General features: G+C 67.0%; 26 protein-coding genes and 1 tRNA gene. 12 read left to right on the plus strand and 15 right to left on the minus strand.

Features of this window, described 5'->3' with window-relative positions:
- The first annotated feature begins 225 nt into the window (after positions 1-225).
- Positions 226-2898, plus strand: coding sequence for a toprim domain-containing protein (locus QZ755_RS01830; RefSeq protein WP_294319089.1), 2673 nt, complete (start codon positions 226-228; stop codon positions 2896-2898).
- Positions 2899-3129: 231 nt separating this feature from the next.
- Complete coding sequence (locus QZ755_RS01835) at positions 3130-4182, plus strand: tyrosine-type recombinase/integrase (RefSeq protein WP_294319092.1); 1053 nt, start codon at positions 3130-3132, stop codon at positions 4180-4182.
- A gap of 33 nt (positions 4183-4215) precedes the next feature.
- Here the strand turns inward: QZ755_RS01835 and QZ755_RS01840 are convergent.
- Positions 4216-4289, minus strand: a tRNA-Gln gene (locus tag QZ755_RS01840).
- A 167-nt stretch (positions 4290-4456) separates the two neighbouring features.
- On the opposite strand from QZ755_RS01840, the gene QZ755_RS01845 reads away from it, so the two are divergent.
- Both QZ755_RS01845 and QZ755_RS01850 read left to right on the plus strand, forming a co-directional pair.
- Positions 4457-5497 carry a Ppx/GppA phosphatase family protein gene (locus QZ755_RS01845; protein WP_294319096.1) on the plus strand — a complete coding sequence of 347 codons (1041 nt, stop codon included), beginning with the start codon at positions 4457-4459 and terminating at the stop codon, positions 5495-5497.
- On the plus strand, positions 5494-6210 hold the full coding sequence (locus QZ755_RS01850) for an RlmE family RNA methyltransferase (protein WP_294319101.1): 717 nt from the start codon (positions 5494-5496) through the stop codon (positions 6208-6210). The genes QZ755_RS01845 and QZ755_RS01850 overlap by 4 nt, the downstream gene beginning before the upstream one ends.
- A gap of 233 nt (positions 6211-6443) precedes the next feature.
- Here the strand turns inward: QZ755_RS01850 and rpoZ are convergent, their stop codons facing one another.
- Complete coding sequence (gene rpoZ, locus QZ755_RS01855) at positions 6444-6788, minus strand: DNA-directed RNA polymerase subunit omega (RefSeq protein ID WP_294319105.1); 345 nt, start codon at positions 6786-6788, stop codon at positions 6444-6446.
- A 125-nt stretch (positions 6789-6913) separates the two neighbouring features.
- Between rpoZ and QZ755_RS01860 the strand changes: the two genes are divergently transcribed.
- From QZ755_RS01860 to QZ755_RS01870, 3 genes are read left to right on the plus strand one after another with little or no spacing between them, the layout of a single operon-like run.
- Positions 6914-8062, plus strand: coding sequence for a phosphatidylserine/phosphatidylglycerophosphate/cardiolipin synthase family protein (locus QZ755_RS01860; RefSeq protein WP_294319107.1), 1149 nt, complete (start codon positions 6914-6916; stop codon positions 8060-8062).
- 42 nt (positions 8063-8104) lie between these two features.
- The gene (locus QZ755_RS01865; protein ID WP_294319111.1) at positions 8105-8449 is read left to right on the plus strand and encodes a hypothetical protein; all 345 of its coding nucleotides are present in this window, start codon (positions 8105-8107) and stop codon (positions 8447-8449) included.
- 31 nt (positions 8450-8480) lie between these two features.
- A complete protein-coding gene (locus QZ755_RS01870; RefSeq protein ID WP_294319114.1) occupies positions 8481-8816 on the plus strand; it encodes a hypothetical protein in 336 nt (111 codons plus the stop codon).
- A gap of 135 nt (positions 8817-8951) precedes the next feature.
- Here QZ755_RS01870 and QZ755_RS01875 read toward each other — a convergent pair whose 3' ends face one another.
- Positions 8952-9542 (minus strand): TlpA disulfide reductase family protein, encoded by a 591-nt coding sequence (locus QZ755_RS01875; protein ID WP_294319117.1) that lies wholly within the window; start codon positions 9540-9542, stop codon positions 8952-8954.
- Positions 9543-9558: 16 nt separating this feature from the next.
- Between QZ755_RS01875 and argH the strand changes: the two genes are divergently transcribed.
- The 5 genes from argH to QZ755_RS01900 all read left to right on the plus strand — a co-directional run bounded on the left by argH (position 9559) and on the right by QZ755_RS01900 (position 14222).
- Complete coding sequence (gene argH, locus QZ755_RS01880; RefSeq protein ID WP_294319185.1) at positions 9559-10920, plus strand: argininosuccinate lyase; 1362 nt, start codon at positions 9559-9561, stop codon at positions 10918-10920.
- A complete protein-coding gene (locus QZ755_RS01885; RefSeq protein ID WP_294319120.1) occupies positions 10920-11156 on the plus strand; it encodes a hypothetical protein in 237 nt (78 codons plus the stop codon). The genes argH and QZ755_RS01885 overlap by 1 nt, the downstream gene beginning before the upstream one ends.
- A gap of 98 nt (positions 11157-11254) precedes the next feature.
- Positions 11255-12520 carry a diaminopimelate decarboxylase gene (lysA, locus tag QZ755_RS01890; RefSeq protein ID WP_294319123.1) on the plus strand — a complete coding sequence of 422 codons (1266 nt, stop codon included), beginning with the start codon at positions 11255-11257 and terminating at the stop codon, positions 12518-12520.
- Positions 12511-13272: an NAD(P)-dependent oxidoreductase gene (locus tag QZ755_RS01895; RefSeq protein ID WP_294319188.1), complete on the plus strand. Its 762-nt coding sequence runs from the start codon at positions 12511-12513 to the stop codon at positions 13270-13272. Before lysA ends, QZ755_RS01895 begins: the two co-directional genes overlap by 10 nt.
- The gene (locus QZ755_RS01900; protein ID WP_294319126.1) at positions 13269-14222 is read left to right on the plus strand and encodes a zinc transporter ZntB; all 954 of its coding nucleotides are present in this window, start codon (positions 13269-13271) and stop codon (positions 14220-14222) included. Before QZ755_RS01895 ends, QZ755_RS01900 begins: the two co-directional genes overlap by 4 nt.
- 25 nt (positions 14223-14247) lie before the next feature.
- On the opposite strand, the gene QZ755_RS01905 is transcribed toward QZ755_RS01900, so the two are convergent.
- The 12 genes from QZ755_RS01905 to QZ755_RS01960 all read right to left on the minus strand — a co-directional run bounded on the left by QZ755_RS01905 (position 14248) and on the right by QZ755_RS01960 (position 24256).
- The gene (locus tag QZ755_RS01905) at positions 14248-15930 is read right to left on the minus strand and encodes a methyl-accepting chemotaxis protein (protein WP_294319129.1); all 1683 of its coding nucleotides are present in this window, start codon (positions 15928-15930) and stop codon (positions 14248-14250) included.
- A gap of 69 nt (positions 15931-15999) precedes the next feature.
- The gene (locus QZ755_RS01910; RefSeq protein ID WP_294319133.1) at positions 16000-16533 is read right to left on the minus strand and encodes an NAD(P)H-dependent oxidoreductase; all 534 of its coding nucleotides are present in this window, start codon (positions 16531-16533) and stop codon (positions 16000-16002) included.
- Between the two features lie 67 nt (positions 16534-16600).
- Complete coding sequence (gene fliS, locus QZ755_RS01915) at positions 16601-17002, minus strand: flagellar export chaperone FliS (RefSeq protein WP_294319136.1); 402 nt, start codon at positions 17000-17002, stop codon at positions 16601-16603.
- Positions 17002-18510 (minus strand): flagellar filament capping protein FliD, encoded by a 1509-nt coding sequence (gene fliD, locus QZ755_RS01920; protein ID WP_294319139.1) that lies wholly within the window; start codon positions 18508-18510, stop codon positions 17002-17004. The genes fliS and fliD overlap by 1 nt, the downstream gene beginning before the upstream one ends.
- A gap of 56 nt (positions 18511-18566) precedes the next feature.
- Positions 18567-19694, minus strand: a complete 1128-nt coding sequence (locus QZ755_RS01925; RefSeq protein ID WP_294319142.1) for a flagellar type III secretion system protein FlhB — start codon at positions 19692-19694, stop codon at positions 18567-18569.
- On the minus strand, positions 19691-20473 hold the full coding sequence (gene fliR, locus QZ755_RS01930; RefSeq protein ID WP_294319145.1) for a flagellar biosynthetic protein FliR: 783 nt from the start codon (positions 20471-20473) through the stop codon (positions 19691-19693). Before fliR ends, QZ755_RS01925 begins: the two co-directional genes overlap by 4 nt.
- Before the next feature lie 394 nt (positions 20474-20867).
- Complete coding sequence (gene fliQ / locus QZ755_RS01935) at positions 20868-21137, minus strand: flagellar biosynthesis protein FliQ (RefSeq protein ID WP_056453084.1); 270 nt, start codon at positions 21135-21137, stop codon at positions 20868-20870.
- A 5-nt stretch (positions 21138-21142) separates the two neighbouring features.
- On the minus strand, positions 21143-21892 hold the full coding sequence (gene fliP / locus QZ755_RS01940; protein WP_294319191.1) for a flagellar type III secretion system pore protein FliP: 750 nt from the start codon (positions 21890-21892) through the stop codon (positions 21143-21145).
- A 185-nt stretch (positions 21893-22077) separates the two neighbouring features.
- A complete protein-coding gene (locus QZ755_RS01945; protein ID WP_055758399.1) occupies positions 22078-22332 on the minus strand; it encodes a flagellar biosynthetic protein FliO in 255 nt (84 codons plus the stop codon).
- The gene (gene fliN / locus QZ755_RS01950) at positions 22332-22628 is read right to left on the minus strand and encodes a flagellar motor switch protein FliN (protein WP_242415911.1); all 297 of its coding nucleotides are present in this window, start codon (positions 22626-22628) and stop codon (positions 22332-22334) included. Before fliN ends, QZ755_RS01945 begins: the two co-directional genes overlap by 1 nt.
- Positions 22625-23578: a flagellar motor switch protein FliM gene (locus tag QZ755_RS01955; protein WP_294319161.1), complete on the minus strand. Its 954-nt coding sequence runs from the start codon at positions 23576-23578 to the stop codon at positions 22625-22627. Before QZ755_RS01955 ends, fliN begins: the two co-directional genes overlap by 4 nt.
- A gap of 6 nt (positions 23579-23584) precedes the next feature.
- Positions 23585-24256: a flagellar basal body-associated FliL family protein gene (locus QZ755_RS01960; RefSeq protein ID WP_294319164.1), complete on the minus strand. Its 672-nt coding sequence runs from the start codon at positions 24254-24256 to the stop codon at positions 23585-23587.
- Between the last annotated feature and the right edge of the window lie 8 nt (positions 24257-24264).

The raw sequence follows: 24264 nt of genomic DNA on the forward strand, positions 1-24264 counted from the left end.
CGTCGCATGTAATCCGGGCGGTGTTTTCTATCGCCCGACTACCGCCAACGATAACTGCTGTTGCCCCTGCCATCGGCGGGACTGATCCGCTGACTGCCTGACGACCGACCGGCGGTGCCGGTCACGCCGCTGCTCTACCGCTTTCCGCTCTTTCGACCTTCCCCATTCTCCGCCACCCGGTAGCAAACCTGCTTTCCGGGACCGGCATCGCCTTGTCAGGATCCCATGCGCCCCGATCTGCTGTCCGATGTCACCACCAGGCTGATGGCCGAGTTCGGCTTCGTCACCAATGGTGCGTGGCTGCAGAAGGGCCGCTGCCCGGAATGCTCGAAGCGGGAGGTCTACGCCAAGGCGGAAAAGCCGTGGCTGCTCAAATGCGGCCGGCTCGAGCGCTGCGGATGGGAGGTCCATGTAAAGGACCATTACCCTGAGCTCTTCGACCACTGGTCGAACCGCTATCAGGCGAACGACAGCAACCCGACGGCGGCGGCCGATGCGTATTTGCAGCACGGCCGAGGCCTGTCGCTGCTCGGCATCCGTGATGCGTACACGCAGGAATACTTCCGCCAGGGCGACATCGGTTCGGCGACCGTGCGCTTTGCGCTGCCCGGCGGCGGGTGGTGGGAACGGCTCATCGACCAGCCTTCGCGGTTCGACCGCAAGGCGCGCTTCGCGCCCGGCAAGAGCTATGCGGGTCACTGGTGGGCACCACCTTGGCAAACGACCGCAAAGCTCGCTGGCGCGCTCGAGATATGGATCTGCGAGGGCATCTTCGACGCGATCGCGCTCAACAACACCGGCGTCACCGCCGTGTCGGCGATGTCCTGCTACAACTATCCGGCGCTGGCGCTGGCCGAGCTGCGCAAGGTGATCGCCAACGGACCGACCCCGAACCTGCGGCCCAAGCTCATCTGGGCGTTCGACGTCGGCAAGGCAGGAGCGGAGTACACCCGCCGCTTCGTCGCCCAAGCACGGCTCGAGGGCTGGGAATGCGGCGCGGCACAGCCGGTGGCGGAAGGCGAGGGCGGCAAGCTCGACTGGAACGACCTGGCGCTGCGCGACAGGTTGGGTGCCGACAAGCTCGATACCTACCGGTGGAACGGCGACATCCTCATCGCCGGTACCGCCATCGACAAGGCGCACCTGATCTGGTGCCGGGAGGGTTGGGCGAGCTTCCCGTTCACCTTCGAGACCCGTCAGTTCTGGGCAAGCTTCGATGCCGCACGCATTGCCGAGACCATCGCCTCCTATGCCGACAACCCTCAGGTCCGCGACCTCGAGCCTGAAGCCAAGCGCGAGCTGGCGGCGCGCGAGGCCGGTCTCGTTCGTGAGATCGCCAACTGCACCTTTCGTGCGCTGTACTACCAGCGCGACGAGGCGACCGACGACAGCTGCTACTATCTGCGCGTCGACTTCCCCGTGCGGCAGAACCGCATCAAAGGGACCTTCTCTGGCGCGGCGCTGGCTGCCGGTGCCGAGTTCAAGAAGCGCCTCATCAGCCTCGCCCCGGGCGGCATCTGGACCGGCACGACCCAGCAGCTCGACCGGATCATGCAGCGCCAGCTGGCTGGCATCCAGACCGTCGAGGCCATCCACTTCACCGGCTACTCGGCCGAGCACGGCGCGTACGTCTTTGGCGACATCGGCGTCGCCGGCGGCCGGGTCGTCACCCGCAACGAGGACGACTATTTCGAGTTCGGCCGGCACGCGGTGAAGCTGCGATCCAACGAGCAGCTGCTGCGCCACATCCGCTACGACCCCGACCAGCTCAACACCCAATGGGTCGAGCCGCTGATCACTGCCTATGGACCCAAGGGGCTCGTGACGCTGGCCTTCTGGTTCGGGGCGCTGTTCGCCGAGCAGATCCGCGCCGAGCAGCAGAGTCTGGCGTTTCTCGAGATCACCGGCATTCCGGGGTCGGGCAAGTCGACGCTTATCGAGTTCCTATGGAAGCTCTACGGCCGCGCCGGGTTCGAGGGCAACGATCCGGCCAAGACCACCACTGCCGCGATGGCGCGGATCCTCGGCAAGGTCTCCAACATGCCGGTCGTGCTGATGGAAGGCGACCGCGACGCCACTACCCCGCACGCCAAGCGGTTCGAGTGGGACGAGCTCAAGACCGCCTATAACGGCCGCTCGGTCCGCGCCCGGGGCGTCGCCAATGGCGGCATGGAAACTTTCGAGCCGCCGTTCCGCGGGGCGATCGTCATCGAGCAGAACGATCCGGTCAACGCTTCCCCCGCCATTCTCGAGCGGATCATGCACATGGAGTTCGACAAGACCGGTTGGGGACCGAACACCAAGGCCGCCGCCGAGGCGCTGGCGCGGATGCCGATCGAGGAAGTGTCCGGGTTCATCGTCCACGTCGCGCGGCGTGAGGCCGAGCTACTGAAGGTCTACCGTCACAGCTTCCACGCGGCCGAGAAGGCGATGATGGCGCAGCCTGAGGTTCGCAACGGGCGTCTCGCTAAAAACCATGCTCAGCTCGTCGGTATGCTGGACGCCCTGGCGACGGTCGTGCCGATCCAGTCGTGCGATCACCAGGCTGCGCGCCAGCTAATCGAGCGGATGCTGCTCGAGCGGCAGCGCGCGATCGCGGGTGACCATCCGATGGTCGAGCTGTTCTGGGAGCGGTTCGACTACATCCAGGGCTGCGAGCCGCCCGGCTTCAGCAGCCCGATCGATCACAGTCGCAACCCGGACGTAATCGCGGTCAATCTTACCCAGTTCGAGCAGATCTGCGGCGAGCGCCGGCTGCCGCTGCCGCCGATGCTCGAACTCAAGCGCCACCTCAAGACATCGCGCATCCGCAAGTTCGTCGGCGCCAAGACCGTCAACTCGCGCGCCGACCGCATCCTGCATTGCTGGTGCTTCGAACAGGCGGGAGCCGCGAAGTGAACCATTCACATTCCTCAGCCCGCCGCGAGGTTCAATAATGGCTGTTCGAGCACTTATTCGGGAAGCGGACTTGCGACGTTGGGCACGGATCGCGCGCGAGGAAAAGGTAACGATCCACGGCCGCATCGACGGCCAAGGCGGCGTAACGATTCAAATGACCGCTGTCGAACTAACGCTCCCCACCGATTTAAGCGACCTCGATGCGCGCTTGGACGCTTTCGGATCCCTATGATGCCAAAGAAGCTCGCGTATGTTTCAAGCTTTCTCGACCGTCACGGTAAGCGCCGCTACCGCTTCCGGCGGAAAGGCTATGCTACCTACTATTTTCGCGAACCGGTCGGGACGAAAGCGTTCGAGCGGGAGTATGCGGCCTGTCTTGATGCCGAACCGGCGCCCGTCGGCGGCGATCGCCTAATCCCTGGCAGCGTGTCAGACGTGATCGCACGCTACTATTCGGACAACGCGTTCCAGGATCTCAGGCCGGCGACCCAAACGGTGTATCGCGGTGTCCTTGAACGGTTTCGCGACGCCTTTGGCGATACGCCGATGCGGGCGTTCGATGCCGAGCGTATTGCCCGCCTGATGAACGCCATGCGGCATAAGCCGCACGCCGCTGCCCGGTTGCGGAAACTGCTAGCTCAACTATTCGTGATTGCGCGCCGGGGGAAGCTCGTGCCTCACGGCTTTGATCCGGTCCGAGATACCAAGCCTCCGAAGGCAGAAACCATCGGGTATCACCGTTGGACTGAGGACGAGCTCGCTCAGTTCGAAGCGAAGCATCCGTTAGGCACCAAACCCCGCCTTGCGTTCGCAATGCTCCTCTACGGCGGCCAGCGCAGCGGAGATGTTCGCTACATGACTCATGAGACCATCCGCTCCGGTCGCATCCAATTGAACCAGAGCAAGACGACCAACGCAGTCGACGTTCCGGTAGTTGAGCCGCTGGCGCAAGCGCTGAGCGCCGGTCCCCTGGGGCGGAAGACGCTGATCGAAACTCGCGATGGCGAGCCTTTCACTCCCAAGGGCTTTTACGGGATGATCAAGAAGGCATGCATCGCTGCGGGCCTGCCGCACTGCTCGCCGCACGGCCTGCGAAAATCAGCAGCACGGCGCTGCCGCGAAGCTGGCTGCACGAGCGAAGAGGGGATGGCGATCACTGGCCATAAAAGCGTGAAGGAGTATCTGCGCTACGCCGGCGATGCCGATCGCGCGGACCGTGCGGACGCCGCAATGTCAAAGGTAATGGCTAACCAAATCGAGAGGTTAGCCAAGCCGAAGGCCTAACGCCTCGAAATACCGTTGATTTTGGTAGTTCGCTGGATGCCCCGTGAGGATTCGAACCTCAATTAACGGAGTCAGAGTCCGTAGTCTTACCTTTAGACGACAGGGCAGCACCACAGCGAGGGCGGTCCGATAGGCCGGCTGTTTCGGCATGTCAACGCCCAATCGATCGATTCGTCGCAATCCCTTGTCGGATACGGCTGCCTTCGCTAGGTTGCTGGCCAAGCACCGAGCGGCGTTCGGCCGTGACGGATAGAACATAAGTGAGTGTGACGGCATGGGGGATCTCTCCGCCCGGTTGCCGCACCGGGGGGCGCGCGGCGCTCCTCGCAAGGCAGCCTCATCGCCGGCGCGGCCGCGCTGGCCGGGCGCGCGTCATTACGCCGCGCTCGACCTCGGCACCAACAATTGCCGGCTGCTGATCGCTCGGCCGCAGGGCGACGGGTTCGCGGTGGTCGATGCCTTTTCACGCATCGTCCGGCTGGGCGAGGGGCTGGCCGCGACCGGCCGCCTGTCCGATGCGGCGATGGATCGCACCGTCGCTGCCCTGAAAATCTGTGCCGAAAAGCTCAAGCGCCGCGACGTGACGCTCGCCCGCTCGGTCGCGACCGAGGCGTGCCGCCGCGCCACCAACGGACCGGCCTTTGTCGAACGGGTGCTGGAGGAAACCGGCATCCACCTCGACATCATCACGGCGGAGGAGGAGGCGCGCCTCGCCGTGCTGGGCTGTCATGCGCTGCTCGAACCCGGTGACGGCCCGGCACTGGTGTTCGACATTGGCGGCGGGTCGACCGAACTGGTGCTGCTCGACGCATCGGGGCCGGTGCCGCGCGTGCTCGACTGGCATTCCGCGCCGTGGGGCGTGGTGTCGCTGACCGAGAGCCTCGGCGCGGGCAAGGAGGCACCGATGGCATCGGGTGCCTATGCCCGGATGCGCGCCTGCGTGACCGAGAGCTTCGCGCCCTTCGCCCGGCGCCTGCCGATGACTGACGAACCGCGCCGGCTGCTCGGCACCAGCGGCACGGTGACGACGCTGGCGAGCGTGCATCTGGGGCTCGCCTCCTATGACCGGTCGCAGATCGACGGGTTGATCGTGCCGGCCGAATCGATGCTGGCGGTCAGCCAGCGGCTGGCCGGCATGAGTCTGGCGGAACGTGGCACGGTGCCGTGTATCGGCAGCGAGCGCGCCGATCTGGTCGTTGCCGGCTGCGCGATCCTCGAAACGATTCTGGCGCTCTGGCCCGCCGAACGGCTAGGGGTCGCCGACCGTGGGATTCGCGAAGGAATCCTGCGCCGATTGATGGCAGGAACCCGATGACCCGCGGAAGCCCCCCCGGACGCCAACGTGTACGCACCGCGCGCGCGCGCTCGGCCCAGTCGACGCGCTGGCTGGAGCGTCAGCTGAACGACCCCTATGTGAAGAAGGCCCGCGCGGAAGGCTATCGCAGCCGCGCGGCGTACAAGCTGATCGAACTGGACGAACGCTTCAAGCTGCTGCGCGGCGTGAAGCGGGTCGTCGACCTTGGCATCGCGCCCGGCGGCTGGACGCAGGTCGTGCGCAAGGTGCGGCCGGACTGTACCGTGGTCGGCATCGACCTGTTGCCGGTCGACCCGATCGACGGGGTGACGATCCTGCAGATGGACTTCCTGGCGGACCACGCGCCCGAGCGGCTGCGCGAGGAACTGGGCGGGGAGGCCGATCTGGTCCTGTCCGACATGGCGGCCAACACGGTCGGCCACCCGCAGACCGATCACCTGCGCACCATGGCGCTGGTCGAGGCGGCGGTGATGTTCGCCTGCGAAGTGCTGCGCCCCGGCGGCGACTTCGTGGCCAAGGTGCTGGCGGGCGGCGCCGACAACGAACTGGTCGCCGAACTGAAGCGCAATTTCCAGACGGTGAAGCACGCCAAGCCCCCGGCGAGCCGCAAGGATTCGTCCGAATGGTATGTCATCGCCACCAACTTCAAGGGGCGGCGGGATGTAGTCGCGCCCGATCCGCAGTCGGCCGAAACGGACGACGACACGCAATAGGGTGCGTCCGATCCTGATATCGGCAAGTAGAGTCATGCTTCGTCATTCCCGCGCAGGCGGGAATTCACGGGCGAAGACGTTGTGGGAGAGCGGTGAGGGTAGCGTCTGTGGACTCACGCTTTCGCGGGAGAGATGCTCCCGGTTGCGGGACTGACCGGCGTTCCCACGTTCCCAAAACGAAAAGGGCGGCCCCGCAGGACCGCCCCTTGAACGTGACAGAAACCCGACCGGCCTCAGCCGTCGTAATCGCCACCGACATTCTGGTTGCGCGGCGGGGCGGCGGCGGTGAGGCGCAGCGCCTCCGCCGATGCGGCCAGCGAGCCCAGTTCGTCCGGCGCGTCGTCGTCGTCGATCTGCACCTTCTGCATCGACGTGATGACCGATTCACGCAGATGGTCGGGCGTGATGTTCTCCTCGGCGATTTCGCGCAGCGCCACGACCGGGTTCTTGTCGCGGTCGCGATCGAGGGTGAGTTCGGCACCGCCCGAAATCTGGCGGGCGCGCTGGGCGGCCATCAACACCAGGTCGAAACGGTTGGGGATCTTGTCGACGCAATCCTCGACGGTGACGCGCGCCATGAAACGCCTTCCTTGTAAAACGGAGGGTATCGGAAAGCACGCTGCCTACGCACGCACGCTCGGAAAGTCAATGAAACTTGGGCGACGGCCGGCCGTTACGCCACGACAACGGAATGGGAGAGGGCATGGACGGGGCCACGGAGCCGACCTTCACCGTCGCCGGTAACCGGCTGACGCTGTTGACGGAGGGGCCGGAACGACTGACGGCGCTGCTCGCGCTGATCGACGGCGCGCGGCATTCGCTGCGGTTCCTGTTCTATATCTGGGAAGAGGACGATGCCGGCACGCGGGTCCGCGACGCGCTGGTCGCCGCGGCGAAACGTGGCGTGCGGGTGGCGCTGATCGTCGACGGGCTGGGTGCGGAAGCGGCGGCGAATCGCCGTTTCTTCGAACCGTTGCGCGTGGCGGGCGGCGATGTGTGCGTGTTCGTGCCGCGCATCGGGCGACGCTATCTGCTGCGCAACCACCAGAAGCTGGCGCTGGCCGACGATGCCCGCGTCATCGTCGGCGGCTTCAATATCGAGGATGCGTATTTCGGGACGGTCGAGGATCAGGCGTGGCGCGATCTGGGGCTGATCGTCGAGGGTCCCGCCGCCGGGCGACTGGCCGGCTATTTTGACGCACTGAAGGCGTGGACCGCACTGCCGGGCGCACCTTTGCGCAAATTGTCACGGCTGCTGCGCGACTGGAGCGAGGATGACGGGCCGATCCGCTGGCTCCTAGGCGGGCCGTCGCGGCGGCTGTCCCCCTGGGCGCGGATGGTGAAGCATGAAATCCGCCATGGCGAGCGGATCGACATGATCGCCGCCTATTTCGCGCCCGGCCCGCTGATGACCCGCCGGCTGGACCACGCCGCGCGGCGGACCCGGCTGCGCATCGTGGTGCCGGCAAAGACAGATCACGCCATCGCGCTGCTGGCGGCACGCTTCACCTATCGCGGGCTGTTGCGCAAAGGGGCCGAACTCTACGAATATCGCCCGACCAAGCTGCACACCAAATTGTTCGTCGCCGACGATGCGGTGCATATCGGGTCGGCCAATTTCGATGTACGATCGATGTTCCTCAACATGGAACTGATGCTGCGGGTGGAGGACGCCGCCTTCGCCGCGCACCTGCGCGCCTATATGGACCGCGAGGTCGCCGAATCGCAGCGGGTGACGCGGGAGTTGCACCGGGCGCGATCGGGCTGGTGGGCACGGGTGAAGCAGGCCGGCGCCTATTTCGTGATGGCGGTGCTGGACCCCGAAATCACCGTGTGGCTCAATCGCGACTGAAGCCGCTTGAGGTCGGGGCGCTGCTGGTCCATCGCATGGCCCATGGATATTCCCGCACTCTATGCCCAGTTGATTCAGGCGATCGGCGATGGCACCGGCATGGCCGACAGCCTGTTGCACGTCCATGCCGGCATGGCGGTGCTGCTGCTGACGCGGGTGCTGACCGGGCGTCGCCTGTCGACGCCGATCCCGCTGGCGGTAGTGGCGCTGGCCGAACTGGGCAACGAGGTGCTCGACCGGCTGCATTACGGATCGTGGCGCTGGGACGATACGCTACTCGACATTCTGAACACGATGTTCTGGCCGACGATGCTGTTCATCGGCCTGCGTTTGCGCGACCGGTTCGAACCGCGCGATTCAGCGGTGCCGGAACAGCCGGCGATCTGAAAGGGTTGATGGGGCAAAGGAGCCTTGCCCCATGACCGATACCCCTCAGCACCCGAAGGTCGATCCGCAGCGGAAAGAACCGCACAACGCCTTCGACCATCCCACCGGCTATTCGGGCCAGGAATTTGACCGCGACCGCGCTGCGCGACAGGCCGCCGCCGAGGCGCGACCCGCCGGCATCGCGCCGGTCGACGACGGCCGCGAAATCCCGCCCGAAGCCGGCCACCGCGCGACGATCAGCCCCAATGGCGAAGTCCATGGCAGCGGCGCCAATGCCGGTGGCGGCGGGCAGGGCGAGAATTTCGACGACGATGCGTCGGGCGAGGGCGCAGGCGTGCCGCCGGCCGACCGCGCACCGGATCGGTAAGGGGGGCGCGTCCCGTCACCTGCACCGCCGCAAGCGTCACTCCAGCGCAGGCTGGGGTCTCCTGCGGCTCCTGCTGCGTCCTTGCCGATAGAGACCCCAGCCTTTGCTGGGGTGACGCCCAATGGGGGGCGTCCCCTAGCCCTTCGCCTCCGCAATCAGCTTGGCCGCCTCCGCCCCGGCCCAGTCCATGCCGCCGGTCACCCGCCACACTTCCTTGCCTGCGGTATCGTAGAGGATCGTCGTCGGCAGGCTGACGCCCATCCCGGTCGAGAATTTGAGGTCGGGATCGCGATACCCCTTGAGGTTGGTCAGCTTGCGTGTCGTCAGGAACGGCTGGACCTTGGCCGGCTCCATGTCCTGCGACACGGTAAGCACGGTCAGCGTCGCGCCGTCCCGCGCCGCCAGCGCGTCGAGCGTCGGCATCTCGCGCACGCACGGCGCACACCATGTCGCCCACAGGTTCAGCAGAACCGGCTTGCCGCGGAAATCGGCCAGCGTCACGCCCTTGCCCGCGGCGTCCTGAAACGCGAACGTCGGCATCGCCTCGCCCTTGTGGCTGCGGTCGAGCTTGCCCGTCGCTTCCGGCGCGGCGTCGTTCGCGGGGGCGTCGACATCGGGCACGGTGCCGTCGCCGGTCGTGGCGGCTTGCTCCGGCGCGGCGGCTCGCTTATCGCAAGCGCCGACGAACAGGCTCAGTCCAAGGAGAAGCGCGATTACCGGGCGCATGGAAGGCTCCAACAGCATGTGGGGCGGGCGCTTCGCCGAAGGCCCGTCGGCGGTGATGCGTGAGATAAACGCGTCGATCCCGTTCGACAAGCGGATGTGGCGGCAGGACATTGCCGGGTCCCGTGCGCACGCAACGATGCTGGGCGCGCAGGGCATCGTCGATGCCGCCGACGTGGCGAAGATCCTCGACGGGCTGGAGGCGGTCGCCGCCGACTATGCCGAACACGGCGTGCCCGACGACCTGACGCTCGAGGACATCCATATGCTGACCGAGGCTCGGCTGGCCGAAAAGATCGGCCCCGTCGCCGGGCGGCTGCACACCGCACGGTCGCGCAACGATCAGGTCGCGACCGATTTCCGCCTGTGGACGCGCGACGCGATCGATGCGGTCGACGCCGCACTGGGCCAGTTGCAGGCGGCATTGTTGGTCCGTGCCGAGGAACATGCCGCTTGCGTCATGCCCGGCTTCACCCATTTGCAGGTCGCACAGCCGGTGACGCTCGGCCATCACCTGATGGCGTACCACACCATGATCGCGCGCGACCGGGGCCGCTTCGCCGATGCGCGGGCGCGGCTGAACTACAACCCGCTCGGCTCGGCCGCGCTGGCCGGCACCGGCTTTCCACTCGACCGGCACGCAACGGCGGCGGCCTTGGGCTTTGCCGGGCCGACGGTGAATTCGCTCGATTCGGTGTCCGACCGCGACTTCGCGATCGAATATCTGACCGCCGCTGTGCAATGCTCGCTGCACCTCTCGCGCCTCGCCGAAGAGTTCGTGATCTGGGCGTCGCAGATGTTCGGCTTCGTCTCGCTGTCTGACCAATGGTCGACCGGCAGCTCGATCATGCCGCAGAAGCGCAACCCCGACGCCGCCGAACTGGTGCGCGGCCATTCGGGCCGCATCATGGGCTGCATGACGTCGCTGATGGTGACGATGAAGGGCCTGCCGCTCGCCTATTCGAAGGATATGCAGGACGACAAGCCGCCGGTGTTCGAGGCGACCGACCTGCTGGCACTGTCGATCGCGGCGATGACCGGCATGGTCGAAAGCGCGACCTTCCGTCCCGACCGGATGCGCGCGGCGGCCGAAACCGGCTTTTCGACCGCGACCGACCTCGCCGACTGGCTGGTGCGCGAAGCGGGCGTGCCGTTCCGCGAGGCGCACCACATCACCGGCCGCGCGGTCAAGCTGGCCGAGCAAAAGGGCTGCCGGCTGGACGGCCTGACCATCGACGACCTGACCGGCATCGACGACCGCATCCATGGCGGCATCTTCGACGTGCTGAGCGTCGACGCTTCGGTCGCCAGTCGCAAGAGCTTCGGCGGTACCGCGCCCGAACGCGTCCGCGAAGCCATCGCCACCGCGCGGGGGCAGTGATGCGGGCGTTCGCGCTCTTCGCCGTGGCGCTCGCGCTGGTCGGGTGCGGCCAGCGTCGCGACCTGCGCCCGCAGGAGAACGCGTCGCTGCCGCCCGCACCCTATGGCGCGACCACGCAGCCGACCTCGGGTGAGCTGCTCGACCCGACGACGCAGCAGCGCCCCTCGCGCAGCGACGAACTGCTGACCGAATCGAAGGCGCGGGGCGACGACCCCTTCGCCCTGCCGCCGCGCTGAGGGTCGCCAAAGCCTGCGTCTATGGATTCCCGCCTGCGCGGGAATGACCGGCGGTGACCCCATTCTCAACCCGCCCCGGCCGTTCTAAAGGCGAATCGATGGACAATTTCACCCTTCGCGACGGCACGCTCCATGCCGAGGACGTCAGCCTGCCGGCCATTGCGGCGGCGGTCGGAACGCCGGTCTATGTCTATTCGACCGCGACGCTGGAACGCCATGTGCAGGTGTTCCGCGACGCGGTAGCCGGGTTGGGCAAGGGTGAGCCGCTGGTCGCGTTCGCGGTAAAGGCCAATCCGAACAAGGCGGTGCTGGCGACGCTCGCCCGCGCCGGCATGGGGGCCGACGTGGTGTCGGGCGGGGAACTGTACCGCGCGCTCGATGCGGGCATGGACCCCGACAAGATCGTCTTTTCGGGCGTCGGCAAGACCGCCGACGAAATGGCGCAGGCGCTGAACGCCGGCATCGGCCAGTTCAACATCGAATCCGAACCCGAACTCGACATGCTCTCGGCGGTGGCGACGCGCCTCGGCAAGGTCGCGAACATCGCGATCCGGGTGAACCCCGACGTGATCGCCGGCACCCATGCGAAGATTTCGACCGGGGGCAAGGAGAACAAGTTCGGCATCGACTATCACGCTGCCCCCGCCGCCTATGCCCATGCCGCGTCGCTTCCGGGCATCCGGGTGCGCGGCGTCGCGGTGCATATCGGCAGCCAGCTGACCGACCTCGTGCCGCTGGAGGCTGCGTTCGTCCGGGTCGGTGCGCTGATCGCCGAACTGCGTGCCAGCGGGCATGACATCACCCATGCCGATCTGGGCGGCGGGTTGGGCGTGCCCTACGACCCCGCCAAGCCGCTGCCACCAAGCCCCGCCGCCTATGGCGCGATGGTCGCGCGGGCGACCGCCGGCTGGGACGCGCGGCTGATGTTCGAACCCGGCCGGCTGATCGTCGCCAATGCCGGGGTACTGGTATCGCGGGTCATCCGCGTGAAGCAGGGCGCGACCGCGCCGTTCGTCGTCGTCGACGCGGCGATGAACGACCTGCTGCGGCCCAGCCTCTACGACGCCTATCACGATATCCGCGCCGTCACCCCGACCGGGGAGCGGGCGGTGACCAACATCGTCGGGCCGGTCTGCGAAACCGGCGACACTTTTGCGCTGGGCCGCGACATGGACGTGGTCGCCGCCGACGATCTGGTCGCGTTCATGACCGCCGGCGCGTACGGCGCGACCATGGCCTCGACCTATAATTCGCGCGCGCTGGTGCCCGAGGTGCTGGTGTCGGGTGACCGCCATGCGGTCGTGCGCGAACGCCCGCCGATCGAGGCGCTCGCCGAGGCAGATCGTCTGCCGCCCTGGCTGTGAACGGGCTGCCGATCCTGCTGCGTACCGCCGGGCGCAGCGTGATCCTGGTCGGCGAAGGCGAGGCCGCCGATGCCAAGCGCCGCCTGCTCGAACGCAGTGGCCTGACTGTCGTCGATGCCACCGCCGATGCCCGCATTGCGGTAGTCGCGGTCGAGGACGACGCCGAAGCCCGTGCCGCGATCGAAGCGCTGAAAGCCCGCGGCATTCTCGTCAACGCCGTCGACCGCCCCGCCGATTGCGACTTCACCCTGCCGGCGATTGTCGACCGTTCGCCGATCCTGATCGCGATCTCGACCGGCGGCGTCTCGGCGGGCCTCGCAGCGGCGATCCGGCAGCGGCTGGAGGCGATGCTGCCCGCCGGCGTCGGGCGGCTGGCAGAGGGGCTGGGCGCGGCGCGTGCCGAACTGCGCAAGCGCTTTCCCGATGGCGGCGACCGTCGCCGCGCGATCGGTGCGGCGATTGCGGCCGGCGGCCCGCTCGACCCGATGGTCGCGCACGGCGACGCCGCCGTCACCCGCTGGCTGGCTGGCGTCGCCCCGGTCGCGGGCCGGGTGGAAACGATTCGCCTGCGCTCGGCCGATCCCGACGACCTGACCTTGCGTGAGGCGCGCTGGCTGGGACAGGCCGACCACATCCATCACACGGCGGACGTGCCCCCCGCGATCCTCGATCGCGCCCGCGCCGATGCGGTGCGGATCATGGGGCCGGTCCCGGCCGATCCGCTCCCCGGCCTGACGATCGACCTCGCATGAAGTGTCGCGCGTGGCATATCGATGGGGGCAGGGCCACGCCGATCGATCCGCTGGCGGCGGTGGGCACGACCGGCGGCTTCGTGTGGATCCACCTGCATGGTGACGGGGATTTCGTCGCGGCGTGGCTGCGCGACCATGCCCATCTGCCCGAATATGTCATCGACCCGCTGACCGCCGTCGAAACGCGTCCACGCTGCGATGCGATCGGCAAGGGGGCGTTCGTCAACCTGCGCGGCCTGTCCAACGATCCGCTGACCAGTTCCGATCCGCTGGCGTCGGTCCGGCTCTATGCCAGCGCCGGGCGGGTCCATTCGGTCACCCGGCGCAAGCTGACCGCGTTCAGGACGGTGGTCGACCGGGTGGAGGGCGGCGACGTCGCCGATCCCGGCGACCTGATCGTCGCCTTTGCCAGTGCGATCACCGAGCAGCTCGACCCGTTGATCGCCGATCTGGGCGACACGCTGGACGAATGCGAGGAAGCACTCGATCCGGCGCGCATCTTCGAACAGCGCCGCGCCGTGACCCATACCCGCGTCCGCGCGATCGGCTATCGCCGGTTCCTCGTGCCGCAGCGTTCGGCGCTGGAAAAGCTGGGCCAGCTGCCCGGCGACTGGCTGCAGCAGGACGATCGCCTGCACCTCGCCGCCGCCGCCGACCGCGCCGCGCGCATGGCGGAGGAGGTCGATTCGATCCGCGAACGCGCCGCGCTGATTCACGAAACGCTGACCGACCTGCGCGCCGAACAGCTGGACCAACGATCCTTGCAGATCGCGATCGTGGCGATGGTGTTCCTGCCGCTGACCTTCGTCACCGGACTGCTCGGCATGAACGTGAAGGGCATTCCCTTTGCCGAGGAACCCTGGGCCTTTGCCGGGGTGGTGGCGCTGTGCGTCGCGATGAGTGCCGGCATCGTCGCGTGGTTCGTGCGCAAACACTGGATCGGGCGCTAAGGCCCGATCCGGTCTGCCTGTCGGTTCAGGCGGCGCGCCCGAACCCCGCATCCTCGGCGTCCGCGCCGCCCTGCGTCAGGTCGAGGGCGAAGCCCCGTACCCGCGCCTGCTGGTCGCCGACCGATCCGGGCTTGGCCCGCGCCGCCGGCTTGGCCGAACGTGTGCGTACCGGCGCGCGGGGGGCGATACGCGGATCGGCGTCGACCTGGAAGAAGGCGATATTGGCCTTCAGCTCATCGGCCTGGTTTGCCAGTTCCTCGGAGGTCGAGGTGATCTGCTCCGATGCCGACGCGTTCTGCTGCGTCACCTGATCCAGCTGTTGCAGCGCCTGGTTGATCTGGTCGGCACCGATATCCTGTTCGCGGCACGCCGCGCTGATCTCGGCGACCAGTTCGGCGGTGCGGCGGATATCGGGCACCAGCTTGGTCAGCATGTCGCCGGCCTGCGCCGCCGCTTCGACGGTTTCGCTCGACACCGCGCTGATCTCTGCCGCTGCGGTCTGGCTGCGTTCGGCGAGCTTGCGGACTTCCGATGCGACGACGGCGAAGCCGCGGCCATGTTCGCCGGCTCGTGCCGCTTCCACTGCCGCGTTCAGCGCCAACAGGTCGGTCTGTCGCGCGATTTCCTGCACGATGCCGATCTTCTCCGCGATGGCGCGCATCGCCTTGGCTGCGCGTTCGACCGCCAGGCCGCTCGCCTCGGCATCCTGCGACGACTGGCGGGCAATTTTCTCGGTCTGTGCGGCGTTGTCTGCATTCTGTTTGATGTTGGCGGCCATCTGCTCCATCGACGCAGAGGCCTCTTCGGCGGCGGCGGCCTGTTCCGTCGCGCCCTGCGACACCTGTTCCGAGGATGCGGAAAGCTGCTGGCTGCCCGCCGCGACGCTTTCGGCGGCCTGGTTGGTTTCGCCGATCACGCCGCGCAGCCGCACGACCATCGCGTTCAGCGCGTCGATCAGCGTTCCGACCTCGTCCCGGCTGGTCGCATCGACCGTAACCGACACGTCCCCTTCCGCAACCGCGGCAGCAAGGCCGGTCGCCCGGTTCAGATTGCGCCGGATCGTATTGGCGACGAACCACGCCGCCGCGGCGGCGGCGGCCATCGCAAGCAGGGCGATGACCGCCATGTAGATCGTCAGTTTCGACGACAGCGCAATGCCGTCTTCGCGTGCCGTCTGCGCCGATTGCAGCTGATAATCCGACAGCTTGACGATTTCCGACGTCGTCGGATCGATCGCGGGGTACATGTCATCGTCGGCGAACTTGGCCAGCGCCGGCAGGTCGCGGCGGGCGATGATGGTGTGCAGCGCGCGCACTGCCTCGTTCGATCGCGCCATATTCGCCTTCACCGCGTCGGCGATCGCCGCCTCCTCGGGCGTCTGCGCGGTACGCATATAGGCGGACCATTGCTCGCCCACGATGCGGTCGGCCGCGTCGATACGGCTGCTGGCCTGCTGCCAGTTCAGCTTGCCCGCGCGCAGCTGATGGGTCGTGTCGACCACGTTCAGGCCATAGGCGTCCGACACCTTCTTCAATTGGCGCAACGGCACGATGCGATCGTCATAGATCGACGTCATCGACCCGGTAAGGGCCGACATGCCGTAATATCCCGCGCTGCCGACCGTGACGGCGATGGCAATGCCCGCCGCCAGCTGGATCGCAAGGATTCGGGTACCGATCGACTGAAAGCCGCGGTGCGTGCCTGCCATGTAACTATTCCTCCGTTAGAAGGCATGGCTACACGGCGGAATTTAATATCGTATGAAACCGTATCCGATTTATCGGGACAGGAAGCCGATCATCTGTTCGGCCATCAGGCGCAGCTGACCATCGGCCTTGTCGAGCGCGCCGTCCTCGATCGTGTTGATCGCAACGCCCACGGGGGTCGGCCATCCGCGCAGGGCATGGGCGACGGTGCGCAGCGTGGTCATCGTCGCCACCGCAGCTTGCCACCCGGCCGCCGTCGCGACGATGCCGATCGGCATCCCGTCGAAATAGACGCGATCGTCGCGACGCAGCATCTCCACATGGTCGAGCGCGTTCTTGACCAGCCCCGACAACGTGCCGTGATAGCCCGGCGACCCGATGATGATGCCGTCCGCATCGCGCAGCGCGCGCAGGAACGACTGGATGCGCGCATTGCCGATCGCCGCTTCGGGTTCATAGTTCGGGAAATCGATCGCCGGCCCGGTCAGCAGCGTGGTCCGCGCGCCCAGCGCCTGGGCATGGGCCAGCGCGCGTTCCAGCGCGGCGGCGGTTCCCGATGTCGGGCGCAGCGTGCCCCCCAGCGCGACGATATGCGGTTGCTTCATGCGCGCACCGCTAGCGGATCATGGCGACCGATGCCACCGTCGAGAGGGGAAATCGGAACCGCCGGGATCAGCGCGGCCGGACCGCTTCCCACGCCTCGGCGATGTCGGTCAGCGATGCGGCGGCGTTCAGGAACGGTTGCGCGTCCTGTCCGATGCTGGCGTTGACGATCTGGTCGCGCAGGCCCGTATAGAGCCGCGACAGCGTCTGCGACAGGTCGCCGCCCTTTTCGTAATCGAGGCCCGCCTCCAGCGCGAACAGGATCGCGGTCGCGCGGGTCACGCGCTCGCCCTTCATCGCATATTGGCGGTTGGTCGTCGCCCATGCCGCCGACCGCAGCGCACGGATCGCTTCCTCGTACAGCAGCGACACCAGCGCGTGCGGATCCGCGCCGCCGGTGCGGGCAGCCAGGTCGACCGAGCGATAGGTCTGGGCAGGATCGCCTGCCAGGGCAGTGGCATAGCGGGTCATTATTCGCTCTTCGACCACATCTTGATCTGGTTTTCCATGAAGGTCTGTTGCGCCTTGTACGCCGCGACGCGCGCTTCGGACGCCGCGAACTGCTGCGTCATCCGGGTGGAGGTCAGTTCGGTCTGTTCGGCGACCTTCGCCTGTTCCTTGGCCAGCGCACCCTGCGCATCGGCATAGCGCTTGTCGCTGGCGCCCAGGCCCAGCGTGGTGCTCTTGGCATTGACCGCGATCCGGTTGAGCGCGGCGGGCAGGCTGGTGCCGGTCGTGCCGTCGGTGCCGCTGGCGGCGGCGAACATCGCCTCCACCGCATCCGGGTTCTTGGCCAGCGCCGATGCCAGCTGCGTCTTGTCGACGCGCAGCGATCCGTCATTGTTGGTCGCGATGCCGATCTGCGCCAGCGTGGTCGGGCTGCCGTCCTTCTTTCCGGTCAGGTCGGCGATGCTCAGCTTCTGCAGCGCCCGCTTCATCGCCATCGCCGCCGGATCGGCGCGCAGGTCGCCGGTGATCGGGTCGGTCGCCTTGTTCACCGACGCCAGCATGTTGTTATAGGCCGCGACGACGTTGTTCACCGCGTCCTTCAGCGCATCGGTCGGCGTCGACGAACTGAGCGTCACCGGACCATCGGTCGTCACGCCCTTCAGTTCGAGGACCACGCCGTCCGCGCCGGTGATCTTGTTGGAAGCGCTGACCATCGGCACGCCGTCGACGCTGAATACCGCATTGCCGGCGCGGGTCACGACCTCTGCGCCATCGGTGGTCGTATCGTCGAAATCGACGTTCAGCCGCTCCAGCCCGGTGCTGCCCGCATCGGGCGTCGTGCTGACGGTGAACGCCTGGTTCGCGCCGTCGGTGCTGCGCAGCACCAGCCGCTGGCCATTGGCGTCGGTCACCACGCTGGCGGTGACGCCCGCCTTTGCCGCGGTGATCTTGTCAGCGACCGTTTGCAGCGATGCCGCATCGCTGGAGGTGATGGTGATCGGCGGGATGGTCGTGCCGTTCCCCTTGAACTTGCCGTCCGACCCCACGTTGCCCAGCGTCAGCTGGATCGTGCCGGTGCCGACCGAACCGGTCGTGCTGAACGATTCCTTTGTAACCGCGACCTGTGGTGTGGCGAGGCGCGCGACCGTCACGCTGGCGTTCAGGCTGGCCACCTTCGCCCCGCTGGCCGCCGATACCTTCACCGCCGACCCGCTGCTGCTCAGCTGGGTGGTCAACCCGCCGCTCTCGGCCAGGCTGGTCAAGGCGCTGGCGAATTCGGTGATGCCCGATTTCAGCTCGGACACCGCCGATACCTGCGCGGTCAGCGTGTCGGACTGTTTGGACAGGCGGGCGTTGCGGGCGGCGAACTGTGCCTCGACCAGGTTCTTGACGAGCGCGGCGGTATCGACGCCCGATCCGGCGCCCAGCGCAGTGGCGAGGTTGGGCGTGGTCGCCTTGGTCGTCGTGCTGCTGGCGGTCGTCTTCGTCGTGGTGGCGGTGGCCGTCGCACTGGTCGTCGTGATCGCCATTGTTCATCCCCGGTGCGGTCCGTCTCCCCCAACCAACGGCACGGGGGAACGAATCTTTAGGGATTTTTACCCGCCAGATTGCCGTTTTCGTCATAGCGCGCCTCCGCCGGCACGGTCACCGGCGGCTGGATACCGCCCGCCTGCCGGTTGACGCCCATGACGAACGCCAGGACGGTGGCGATGGCGAGGTACAGGTCGTCGCGGATTTCCTGTCCCTGGCGGCTGGTATAATAGACGGCGCGGGCAAGCTGCGGATATTCGAGCATCGGCACCTTCGCCTCCGCCGCCAGTTCGCGGATGGCGAGCGCGGTGGCGCCGCGCCCCTTGGCCACCACCACCGGCACCTGGTCGCGGCCATGGTCGTAGCGCAGCGCGACCGCGAAATGGGTCGGGTTGGTCAGCACGACCTGCGCCTCGCCCACCGCCTGCCGGAAGCCGCCTTTCAAGATGTCGTGCCGCCGCTGGCGGATCTGCGCCTTCACATGCGGATCGCCATCGCTTTCCTTATGCTCGTCGCGCACTTCCTGCTTCGACATCTGCAACCGCTGCATCCGCTGGAAGATCGCCAGCGGAACGTCGAGGCCCGCGATCAGCACCAGCCCGCCGGCCATCACGAACAACAGCGTCAGGAACGTGCCGCCCAGATCGCCGACCGCCTGATCGACGTTCGACGACACCAAGCCGACCGAACTGACCGATGCCTTCTTCAGCATGACATAGCCGATGGCACCCAGCAGGATGACCTTCAGCAGCGACTTGCCCAGTTCGATCCAGCCCTGCGTGCCGAAGATGCGCTTCATCCCCGACGCCGGGTTGATCCGCGACCCCTTGGGCGCCAGCGCGCCGCCGTTGAAGCGGATGCCGGTCAGCCCTGCCTGCGCCAGGATGCTGGCCGATACCGCGAGCGCGAGGATGCCGCCCAGCGACGGCAGCAGCTTCCACCCCGCCTCGACCAGCGGGCGCCATGGCTGGAAATCCTCGACGTCCGCCCGGCCGAAGTTGAAGCTGGCGGTCATGATCGCCTTGCACGCCCCGACCAGCGAAGGACCGAGCAGCGCGAGCCATGCGCACCCGGCCAGGATGACTAGCGCCGCGCCCAGTTCCTTGGACTTGAGGATGTCGCCATCCTCGCGCGCCTTGTCGAGGCGCTTCTGGGTTGGGCTTTCGGTTTTGTCCTCGCTCACCGCACGCCTCCCAGCACCAGCGTATTGGCGGCGTCCAGCGCCTCCTGCACGATGACCAGCATATAGTCGGTCATGGCGGGCAAGGCGACGAACAAGGCGACGACCCCGACGAACAGGCTGGCGGGAAGCCCGACCGCGAACAGGTTGAGCGCGGGGGCCGAACGCGACAACATCCCCATGACGAGGTTGAGGCACAGCAGCAGGAACCCGACCGGCAGCGCAAGGAGCAGTCCCGACAGGAACGCATAGCCGCCGAAGATCGCGATATTCTCCAGCTTGGCGGCCGACAGCCACGCTGCGCCTGGCGGCAACAGCTCATAGGATCGCACGATCAGGTCGATCAGCAGCAGATGCCCGTCGAGCGAGAGGAACAACAGCGTCAGCAATACCGACAGGAACGTGCCGAGCGCCGGACTTTGCGCACCGTTCTGCGGATCGACCATCGCCGCAAACCCGATGCCCATCGAAATGCCGATGACTTCGGCGGCGATCACCGGTGCGGCGAACGCGATCTGCAGGACAAGGCCGATGGCGAGGCCGACCAGCCCTTCCGCCGCGATGCTGAGGAAAGTGGTGAGCGAAAACACCTCGGTCGGAATGGCGAAGGGTTGCGCCTTCAGCACCAACACCGCGATCGCCCCGGACAGCAGCACCCGCACCTGCACCGGCATCGCCACCGCGCCGAACACCGGCGCGACGATGAACGCCGCACCGATACGGACCATGGTGAAGAGCAGCGCCCACAGCTGCGGCTCGATCGACAGGCCGAAGCCTAGCATGGGGCGGGTGTCCGCAACGCCGCCCGCATACTTTGCCGTGGCCCCGCGCAGGCGGGGGCCCAGCGCCCCAAACGCCGACGCTCGCAACCCTGGACCCCCGTCTGCGCGGGGGTACGGCAATGGCGGACGTCACCCCCAACCCGTACCCCGGCGAAGGCCGGGGCCCAGTTGGGCAACGTCATCGAATCGATCGAACCGGTCCGCCACTGGACCCCGGCCTCCGCCGGGGTACGGCGAGTGGGGCGCGAGTGTCCTTCCACACCAACCCCGTCATTCCGGCGAAGGCCGGAATCCATTGTGTCGGGTGTCATCGAAGGCGCGCAACCGTCTCCCCATCCATGGATTCCGGCCTGCGCCGGAATGACGGACGGCGCGCAGGAAGCGGCCCCGGCGTTCACCGCACCAGATCCGGAATCCGCTCGAAGATGCTCGTCGTGAAATCGCTCAGCAGCCCCAGGATCATGCCCCCGAACACCGCCAGGCTGATGCCGACCACCGCCAGCTTCGGCACGAACGACAGCGTCTGTTCGTTGATCGACGTCGCCGCCTGGATCATGCCGAGGATGAGGCCCGACACCAGCGCCGGAATCAGGATGGGTGCCGCGACCAGCGCCAGCACCCACATCGCTTCGCGCGCGACGGTCATGAAATAGCCTGCGTCCATTGGCGCTAACTCACGAAAGAGGCGGCAAGGCTGCCCATGGTCAAGGCCCAGCCATCGACCAGCACGAACAGCAGCAATTTGAACGGCAGCGAGATGATCGTCGGCGACAGCATCATCATGCCCAGCGACATGAGGACCGTCGCGACCACCAGGTCGATGACGATGAAGGGGAGGAAGATCAGGAACGCGATCTGGAACGCGGTCTTGAGTTCACTGGTGACGAAGGCGGGCAGCAGGATCGAGAACGGCGTGTCGGCGGGCGTCGCGATCGGGCCGATCTTCGCCATCTGCGCGAACATCGTCACGTCCTTGGTCCGGGTCTGCTTCAGCATGAACGAATGGAGCGGCAGGCTGGCCGCCTCGATCATCTGCGTCGAACTGATCTGCCCGGCGGCATAAGGCTTGATCGCCGTCTCGTTGATCCGGCCGATCACCGGCGACATCACGAACAGCGACAGGAACAGCGACAGGCCGATCAGCACCTGATTGGGCGGCGTCTGTTGCAGGCCCAGCGCCTGGCGCAGCACCGCCAGCACGATGATGATCCGCGTGAAGCTGGTCATCATCAGCAGGATGCCGGGCAGGACCGACAACAGCCCCATGATGATGAGGATCTGCAGCGACAGCGCCATCGGGGCGTCGTTGCCGCCGCCCAGCTGCCCGAGCGCGCGGTCGAGTGCGTCGGCCGCCCCCGGTGTCGCCGCCGGCGCGGCAGGCACCCCCTGCGCCATCGCCGGCATGGCGAGGAACAGCATCAGTGCGAGGCCCAGCAGCGCCAGCACGACCTCCAGCCGCCAGTGCGGCAGCGTGCGCGCCGGGCGGCGGACCTTCACCGTCTGCGCCGGCACCGTCGCCATCGTCCGCCGGCGCGCCGCGGCGATCGGCGACGGGCGATAGCGCATCCGCGACAGCACCGGCGCGAGCTTCCCCCCCAGGACGCTCACTTGTCGCCCCGGTCCAGCAGCGTGACGCCGTTACGGCTGACCGATACCAGCAGCAGCCGGTCGTCGAACTCCAGCACGGCCAGCTTGGTGCCGGTCGACACCATCATCGTCTCGCGCACCTTCACCAGCCGTTCGCCCTGATTGCCCGGCATCCTGGCTTCCAGCCGACGCCACAGATACAGGCAGCCGATCATCAGCCCGCACACCAGCGGCAGCAGGATGACCAGCTTCAGGATGTACGACCACATCATCAGCGGCTGACCCGCTTGTCCGGGCTGACCAGCTCGGTCATGCGCACGCCGAAGCGGTCGCCGACCGTCACGACCTCGCCCCGGCCGATCAGCGTGCCGTTGACGAACACGTCGAGCAATTCGTTGGCGGCGCGGTCCAGCTCGATCACGCTCTGCTCGCTCAGCGCCAGCAGTTCGCGCAAGGTCAGCTGGGTCGACCCGATCTCGACGGTCAGGCGGACGTCGACATCCTGCAACAGCTTGAAATTGGCGGCGAGCGACGCTTCGGCGGGGAAGCCACCGGTCATCTCGTTCATTGGAATTCCTCTTCGAAACCGGGGTCGATGGAGTTGAGCTTGATCGCGGCCTGTCCGTTGGCGGTGCCGACCGTGCCGGTGCCCAGCCGCCGGTTGGCGACCCAGACCGGCACCTGCGGCCCGAAACTGATCGGGATGATGTCGCCCTCCTTCAGCTCCAGCAGCATGGCGAGTGACACGACCGGTTCGGCCAGCACCGACCGCACCGGCAGCTTCACGCTCATCACCGCACGGGTCAGGCCGGCCAGCCATTTCGGATCGGGCGCGCTCTTGCCATGCACCTTGGTCGACAGCTGCGGCGCATGGGGTTTCAGCGCGGCTACGGGATAGAGGATGTCGATGAAGGTCGGCTCCGCATCGCCCGCCGCGATGCCGAACCGGGTCGCGATCACCGCGTCCTCGCCATCGATCGCGCCCATCATCGCCGGGTTCGATTCAGGATTGCCGGGTTCGAAGCCGATGCCCGCCAGCGGACCCCATGCCTCGCTCAGCGGCTGCGCGATCGCACCCGCCAGCCGCCGCAGCATCGCCTCCGCCGCCGGCGAGAATTCGATCGGCAGCGGGGCAGGGGCTTCGCCGAACCCGCCGAAGAAGATGTCGAGGACTTCCAGCAGGAACGCGCCGTCGAACACGATGATCGCCGGGCTTCCCCCGGTCGACAACGTCATCGGCACCCATCCGGTCAGCCGGTCCTTGCGCCGCGCCTGGACATAGCCCGCGAATCGATCGACCTCGACCGGTTCGGCCCAGCTGCGCACGCCCCGGCGCAGCAATGGTTCGAACACCTGGCGCATCGACCGGGCCATCCGTGCCGACAGATGCTCCAGCGCGTGGAGGTCGCCGAACGGATTGAGGTTCGCCGCGCCAAGGCTCGGCACGTGCGACGCCGGGGCCGTCCGGCGGGTCCGTTCGCGGCGCTCGGGCGCAGAAGTGGACGGGGCGTTAACCATGCACGTTTACTGAACGACAAATTGGGTAAAATAAACGTTACCGATGCCGCCAAAGCCCTCTTTCTGCTCCAGTGTGTCGTTGATCGCCTTTTTAATGCGCAGCGACAGCTGTTTCTTGCCCTCGGCGGTGAACACCTGATCCTCGGTCGTCTCGCCAAGCGCGAGCAGGATGGCCGAGCGAATCGCGATCTCATGGGTCTTCAGATTGTCGAGGACCTTGTGATCGTACGACGTCGAGATGGCGATGCCGACCTGGATGAAGTGCGTGCTGTCGGTCAGGTTGGAAGTGAACTCCTTTTCCATCGCGTAATAGCTCGACGCATAGCGGTCGCCGCCTTCCATCTCGGGCGTCGGGCGTCCGCCCTCGCCGTTATTGGCCGACTCGCCGCCGCCTTCGCCGCCGCCGCCTTCGCCACCGCCGCCACCTTCGCCGCCGCCTTCCGCGCCGGCCTTCACTTCCTCGGACTTGGGGACCAGCTTGGGCAGGTCCTTCTTGACCGCCTCATGCTCGCCTTCCTTGGCGTGCCCGCCGCCGATCAGGCCGGACGAGCTGGCATATAGCCCGGCGCCCACGCCACCGCCCAGCAGGACGAGGACGCCGACCGCCATGACGATGATCTTGCCGAGCTTGCCCTTCTTCTTGGCCGGTTTTTCCTCCGGCGTGTCCTTGTCGCTCATGTCATGGT

Source organism: uncultured Sphingomonas sp. (assembly GCF_913776855.1).
Classification (GTDB): domain Bacteria; phylum Pseudomonadota; class Alphaproteobacteria; order Sphingomonadales; family Sphingomonadaceae; genus Sphingomonas.

Coding starts and splice junctions, on each gene's coding strand:
- QZ755_RS01830 (WP_294319089.1), top strand. CDS start 226: ATGCGCCCCGATCTGCTGTCCGATGTCACCACCAGGCTGATGGCCGAG.
- QZ755_RS01835 (WP_294319092.1), top strand. CDS start 3,130: ATGCCAAAGAAGCTCGCGTATGTTTCAAGCTTTCTCGACCGTCACGGT.
- QZ755_RS01845 (WP_294319096.1), top strand. CDS start 4,457: ATGGGGGATCTCTCCGCCCGGTTGCCGCACCGGGGGGCGCGCGGCGCT.
- QZ755_RS01850 (WP_294319101.1), top strand. CDS start 5,494: ATGACCCGCGGAAGCCCCCCCGGACGCCAACGTGTACGCACCGCGCGC.
- rpoZ (WP_294319105.1), bottom strand. CDS start 6,788: ATGGCGCGCGTCACCGTCGAGGATTGCGTCGACAAGATCCCCAACCGT.
- QZ755_RS01860 (WP_294319107.1), top strand. CDS start 6,914: ATGGACGGGGCCACGGAGCCGACCTTCACCGTCGCCGGTAACCGGCTG.
- QZ755_RS01865 (WP_294319111.1), top strand. CDS start 8,105: ATGGATATTCCCGCACTCTATGCCCAGTTGATTCAGGCGATCGGCGAT.
- QZ755_RS01870 (WP_294319114.1), top strand. CDS start 8,481: ATGACCGATACCCCTCAGCACCCGAAGGTCGATCCGCAGCGGAAAGAA.
- QZ755_RS01875 (WP_294319117.1), bottom strand. CDS start 9,542: ATGCGCCCGGTAATCGCGCTTCTCCTTGGACTGAGCCTGTTCGTCGGC.
- argH (WP_294319185.1), top strand. CDS start 9,559: ATGTGGGGCGGGCGCTTCGCCGAAGGCCCGTCGGCGGTGATGCGTGAG.
- QZ755_RS01885 (WP_294319120.1), top strand. CDS start 10,920: ATGCGGGCGTTCGCGCTCTTCGCCGTGGCGCTCGCGCTGGTCGGGTGC.
- lysA (WP_294319123.1), top strand. CDS start 11,255: ATGGACAATTTCACCCTTCGCGACGGCACGCTCCATGCCGAGGACGTC.
- QZ755_RS01900 (WP_294319126.1), top strand. CDS start 13,269: ATGAAGTGTCGCGCGTGGCATATCGATGGGGGCAGGGCCACGCCGATC.
- QZ755_RS01905 (WP_294319129.1), bottom strand. CDS start 15,930: ATGGCAGGCACGCACCGCGGCTTTCAGTCGATCGGTACCCGAATCCTT.
- QZ755_RS01910 (WP_294319133.1), bottom strand. CDS start 16,533: ATGAAGCAACCGCATATCGTCGCGCTGGGGGGCACGCTGCGCCCGACA.
- fliS (WP_294319136.1), bottom strand. CDS start 17,002: ATGACCCGCTATGCCACTGCCCTGGCAGGCGATCCTGCCCAGACCTAT.
- fliD (WP_294319139.1), bottom strand. CDS start 18,510: ATGGCGATCACGACGACCAGTGCGACGGCCACCGCCACCACGACGAAG.
- fliR (WP_294319145.1), bottom strand. CDS start 20,473: ATGCTAGGCTTCGGCCTGTCGATCGAGCCGCAGCTGTGGGCGCTGCTC.
- fliQ (WP_056453084.1), bottom strand. CDS start 21,137: ATGGACGCAGGCTATTTCATGACCGTCGCGCGCGAAGCGATGTGGGTG.
- fliP (WP_294319191.1), bottom strand. CDS start 21,892: ATGCTGTTCCTCGCCATGCCGGCGATGGCGCAGGGGGTGCCTGCCGCG.
- QZ755_RS01945 (WP_055758399.1), bottom strand. CDS start 22,332: ATGATGTGGTCGTACATCCTGAAGCTGGTCATCCTGCTGCCGCTGGTG.
- fliN (WP_242415911.1), bottom strand. CDS start 22,628: ATGAACGAGATGACCGGTGGCTTCCCCGCCGAAGCGTCGCTCGCCGCC.
- QZ755_RS01955 (WP_294319161.1), bottom strand. CDS start 23,578: ATGGTTAACGCCCCGTCCACTTCTGCGCCCGAGCGCCGCGAACGGACC.
- QZ755_RS01960 (WP_294319164.1), bottom strand. CDS start 24,256: ATGAGCGACAAGGACACGCCGGAGGAAAAACCGGCCAAGAAGAAGGGC.